The organism is Pseudomonas sp., assembly GCF_032058845.1.
Lineage (GTDB): Bacteria > Pseudomonadota > Gammaproteobacteria > Pseudomonadales > Pseudomonadaceae > Aquipseudomonas.
The window spans coordinates 1-5,096 of record NZ_DAMCCR010000042.1 but is presented as its reverse complement, the minus strand read 5'-3'; the positions used below and the strand labels follow the sequence as shown (position 1 = coordinate 5,096).

The 5,096-nt window shown below is 67.3% G+C and carries 2 protein-coding genes and 1 pseudogene; all 3 read right to left on the bottom strand.

Annotation, left to right across the window (positions count from 1 at the left end):
• Nucleotides 1-26: 26 nt before the first annotated feature.
• On the bottom strand, nt 27-1,772 hold the full coding sequence (gene ngg / locus RT028_RS10160) for an N-acetylglutaminylglutamine synthetase (RefSeq protein WP_312934627.1): 1,746 nt from the start codon (nt 1,770-1,772) through the stop codon (nt 27-29).
• 3 nt (nt 1,773-1,775) lie between these two features.
• Nucleotides 1,776-3,563 (bottom strand): N-acetylglutaminylglutamine amidotransferase, encoded by a 1,788-nt coding sequence (locus tag RT028_RS10155; protein WP_312934626.1) that lies wholly within the window; start codon nt 3,561-3,563, stop codon nt 1,776-1,778.
• Nucleotides 3,564-3,890: 327 nt separating this feature from the next.
• A pseudogene (gene mnmC, locus RT028_RS10150) lies at nt 3,891-5,096 on the bottom strand (bifunctional tRNA (5-methylaminomethyl-2-thiouridine)(34)-methyltransferase MnmD/FAD-dependent 5-carboxymethylaminomethyl-2-thiouridine(34) oxidoreductase MnmC); the annotation flags it as partial.

Below are 5,096 nucleotides of genomic sequence, written 5' to 3'. Positions count from 1 at the left end.
GAATCCGCGCACGGTTGCCCATGGGCTCAACGGGGCGCCAAGCTGTGCGGGAACAGCAGGTCGACGAAGCGCTCGGCGGTCGGCTGCGGCTCATGGTTGGCCAGGCCTACGCGCTCGTTGGCCTCGATGATCACGTAATCCGCTTGGCTGGCATCACCCACCATGAAATCCAGGCCAACCACCGGAATGTCCAGGGCGCGAGCGGCGCGGACGGCGGCATCGGCCAGGGTCGGGTGCAGACGCTCGGTGACGTCTTCCAGCGTGCCGCCGGTGTGCAGGTTGGCGGCCCGGCGCACGGCCAGGCGTTCGCCCGCTGGCAGCACGCTGTGATACTCGAACCCTGCCGCGCGCACGCTGCGCTCGGTTTCTTCATCCAGCGGAATGCGGCTTTCACCGCAGGTGGCGGCCTGGCGGCGTTTGCTTTGCGCCTCGATCAGGGTTTTCACGTCACTCGCACCATCGCCGATCACTTGCGCCGGATGGCGAATCGCGGCGGCCACCACCTCGTAGGCGATGACCACGATGCGCAGGTCGTGGCCGGGATGGAAGCTTTCCAGCAGCACGCGGCTGTCGAACTGGCGGGCGTGCTCGACGGCCTGGGTGATGTCTTGCAGCGTGGTGAGGTTGACCGCCACGCCCTGGCCCTGCTCGCCATCGACCGGCTTGACCACCACGGCGCCGTGGTCTTCGAGGAACGCCTCGTTGTCATCGGCACTGGCGGCCAGCTGTTGCACCGGCACCTTGAGCCCCGCGTTGTGCAAGGCCCGCTGGGTCAGGCGTTTGTCCTGGCAGAGGGTCATGCTCACCGCGCTGGTCAGGTCGCTGAGCGACTCGCGGCAGCGCACGCGGCGTCCACCCATGCTCAGGCTGAACAGCCCGGTGGCAGCGTCGTCGACTTGCACTTCGATACCACGGCGATGGGCTTCATCGACGATGATTCGCGCATAGGGATTCAGTGCAGCTTGCGGTCCGGGGCCGAGGAACAGCGGCTGGTTGATGCCGTTCTTGCGCTTGACGGCGAAGGTCGGCAGGTTGCGAAAGCCGAGCTTTTCGTACAGGCGCTTGGCCTGACGGTTGTCGTGCAGCACGGACAGGTCGAGGAAGGCCAGGCCACGGCTCTGGAAGTGCTCGACGAGGTGGCGCACCAGGACTTCGCCCACGCCTGGACGGCTGCACTGCGGGTCCACGGCCAGGCACCACAGGCTGCTGCCGTGCTCGGGGTCGGCATAGGCCTTGTGGTGGTTCAGGCCCATCACGCTGCCGATCACCGCGCCGCTGTCTTCATCTTCGGCCAGCCAGTAGACCGGCCCGCCCAGGTGGCGCGGGGTAAGGCGCTGCGGGTCGATGGGCAGCATGCCGCGGGCCTGGTACAGGGCATTGATGGCCTGCCAGTCGCCGTCGTTCTGCGCCCGGCGGATGCGAAAGCCGCGAAACACCCGCTGCGCGGGGCGGTAGTCGGTGAACCACAGGCGCAGAGTGTCGGAAGGGTCGAGGAACAGCTGGTGCGGGGCCTGGGCCAGCACCTGCTGCGGGGCCGCGACATACAGTGCGATGTCACGCTCGCCGGGGCGCTCTTCCTGCAACGCCTGGGCCAGGCACGCAGGATCGGGATAGGTGTGGCCGATCAGCAGGCGCCCCCAACCGCAATGCAGGGCCCGCGGCTGGTCGTGCGGTTCGCTGCCATCACCGGCCAGGCGCGCTTGCAGGCGCTCGTAGGACGGCGCCTGGCCGCGCAGCAGCCGCTGGCCGTAAGCGATTTCATGGGCTTTCATCGATCAGATTCCTTGTTCGCTCAACCACAGGTTCAGCGCGGCCAACTGCCACAGCTTCGAGCCGCGCAGCGGGGTGAGCTGGCCGTGCGGGTTGCTCAGCAGGCGGTCGATTTCAGCCGGGTTGAACAGGCCGCGGTCCTGGCTCGGGTCGGTCAGCAAGTCGCGTACCCAACCCAGGGTGGCGCCTTCGAGGTGCTTGAGGCCAGGCACCGGGAAGTAGCCCTTCTTGCGGTCGATCACCTCATGGGGAATCACGCGGCGCGCGGCTTCCTTGAGCACCTGCTTGCCGCCATCGGGCAGTTTGAAGCGCGCCGGGATGCGCGCCGAGAGCTCGGCCAGGCGGTAGTCGAGGAACGGCGTGCGCGCCTCCAGGCCCCAGGCCATGGTCATGTTGTCGACGCGTTTGACCGGGTCGTCGACCAGCATCACGGTGCTGTCCAGGCGCAGGGCCTTGTCGACCGCTGCACTGGCGCCGGCCCGGGCGAAGTGTTCGCGGACGAAGTCACCGGCGGCGTCATGTTCGAGGCGCCAGGCGGGCTGCACGGTGTCTTGGTATTCGGCGAAGCTGCGGTCGAAGAAGGCGTCGCGATACGCCGCATACGGATCGGCGGCGCCATCGACCTGCGGGTACCAGTGGTAACCGGCAAACAGCTCGTCGGCGCCCTGGCCGCTCTGCACGCCCTTGCAGTGCTTGGCTACCTCGCGCGAGAGCAGGTAGAAGGCGATGCAGTCATGGCTCACCATCGGCTCGCTCATGGCGCGGAAGGCCGACGGTAGCTGATCGATGATCTCGTGTTCGGCGATGCGCAACTGATGGTGGCGCGTGCCGTAGTGCCGGGCGATCAGGTCCGAATACTGGAACTCGTCGCCACGTTCGCCACCGGCGTCTTCGAAGCCGATGGAGAAGGTCGAGAGGTCTTCGACGCCGGTCTCGCGCAGCAGGCCGACCAGCATGCTGGAGTCGACGCCGCCCGACAGCAGCACACCCACGTCCACCGCCGCACGTTGGCGGATGGCCACGGCGTCACGGGTCGCGTCGAGCACGCGGGTGGTCCAGTCTTCGAGGGTCAGGTGCTGTTCGTCGGCGTTGGGGCCGTACTGCAGGGTCCACCAGGTCTTGCGCTCGACTTCGCCGTGGCGGTCAACGCGCATCCAGGTGCCGGGCTCGAGCTTCTGCACGTTGGCCAGCAAGGTGCGCGGGGCGGGTACCACGGCGTGGAAGTTGAGGTAGTGGTTGAGGCCGACCGGATCGATCATCGGGTCGATATCGCCGCCCTTGAGCAGTGCTGGCAAGGTCGAGGCGAAACGCAGGCGCTCACCGGTGCGCGACAGGTACAGCGGCTTCACGCCCAGGCGGTCACGGGCAAGGAACAGGCGTTGGCTGTCGCGCTCCCAGATGGCCAGGGCGAACATGCCATTGAGCTTGGGCAACAGCGCCTCGCCCCAGGCGTGGTAGCCCTTGAGCAGCACTTCGGTGTCGCCACCGGACCAGAAGCTGTAGCCCAGGGCCTTGAGCTCATCGCGCAGCTCGGGGAAGTTGTAGATCGCGCCGTTGAAGGCCAGCGACAAGCCCAGGGTGCTGTCCTGCATCGGCTGCGCCGAGCCGTCGGACAAGTCCATGATCTTCAGTCGGCGATGGCCCAGGGCAATCGGCCCCTGGCTATGAAAGCCCCAGGCATCCGGGCCGCGCGGCGCCAGATGATGGGTGATGCGCTCTACGGCCGCGAGGTCCGCAGGGCGAGGCGCTTGGCCATGGGGGGTAAAACGTAACTCACCAGCTAATCCGCACATAAGTCCTTACCGGTTTTTCCGTTGGGGAGGGGTGTGCTCCGTTGGCGGGCACCTAGGTAGTGACCCGGTGGATATGTGTGAGTTTTAGAACGATCTGTTATAAGGCAATTGGCCGGTATCGCCGCATCGAGCCTAGCGTATACGCGTACTGGGTAAATCACTTGAGCGCAGGAGCGCCAATGAACGCGAGCATCATAAGGGCTCGCGCTCCTGATCGGCGGGCTGCTCTCGATCAGGCATGAACAGTTCCATATCGTCTTTACCCTCTAACCCGCTGTCCCAGGACTCACCCGCCTGGGTGATGGTCCTGCTTCGGCCTAACCGCACCCCTCGAATCAACTCCCGCAACGCAAACCGATTCGGATGACACGCCTCTGCTACTGCACGCGGCAGTGGCAGGGGTTCGCCGCAGACCCAGGCGGCTACCAGCTCGCCGCTCAGCGGGGCGGTGATGAGGCCGCGCGAGCCGTGGCCGCTGTTGATGTACAGGCCAGGCAGCCAGGGGCAGGGGGTGTCGGGGACCTGACGGGCGTCCTTGCGCAGGGCGGCGTAAGCCTGGTCGAAGGTTTCGCGGTCGGCGAGGGGGCCGACGATGGGCAGGTAGTCCGGGCTGGTGCAGCGGAACGCGGCGCGGCCCTCGAGGGCGGCGGGGTCCAGGGTATCGGCGTGCAGGCGCTGGGCAAGGTCTGCGGAAATGTCCTGCAGCAGGCCAAGGTTGCTCTGGTGCTGGGCAACGCTGGGGGCGAGGTCGTCGCTGTGGAAATCGAAGCTGGCGCCCAGGGTGTGTTCGTCACCGCGCGGCGGGGCGATGTAACCGTCAGCGCAGACCACCGTGCTCAGGGCGCGGCTGGTCGGGGTGGCGGGCAGGCGGGTGATCTGCCCGCGAATACGCTTGAGTGGCAGCAGTCCGCTCGGCAGCAGGCGCTGCACCTCGGCGGCATTGGCCAGCACCACGACCGGGGCGCTGGCCAGCAGGTGCTCGCCGGCTCGGGCCTGCCACAGGCCGTCGCAGTAATTCAGGCTCAGCACCTCGCTGTAGGGCAGCAGCCGAATGCCGGCACAGTCCAGTTGCGCCTGGCACAGCGCCGGGGGGTGCACCCAGCCGCCCTGGGGGTAGAACAATCCGCCACTGGCCAGCCGGATGCCTGCGACCTGTTCGGCCTGCTGGCGATCCAGCTGCCGTACCAGGCTGGCGTCGAAGGCCGCCGCGAGCTTGCTCTGGCGTGTGGCTTCCTGATCGTTGAACGCCAGTTGCAGCACCCCGCAGGCGTCCCAGTCCCGACCTTGCTGCAACTGCTCCAGCCAACGACGGGTGTAGCCGAACCCGGCCAGGATCATCTGCGACAGCGCCGTACCGTGGGCCGACAGCTTGAGGTAGAGCACCCCTTGCGGGTTGCCCGAGGCCTCCTGGGCCGCTTCGGCGTGGCGCTCCAGCACGGTCACCTGCCAACCGCGCCGGGCCAGGCTGTTGGCCGTGGCACTGCCCGCCAGCCCCGCGCCGATCACCAACGCTTCACGCGGGCCAGGCGGTTG

What these genes read in the sequence shown, in the direction of transcription:
- ngg (WP_312934627.1), bottom strand. Translation starts at nt 1,772, where the DNA reads ATGAAAGCCCATGAAATCGCTTACGGCCAGCGGCTGCTGCGCGGCCAG.
- RT028_RS10155 (WP_312934626.1), bottom strand. Translation starts at nt 3,563, where the DNA reads ATGTGCGGATTAGCTGGTGAGTTACGTTTTACCCCCCATGGCCAAGCG.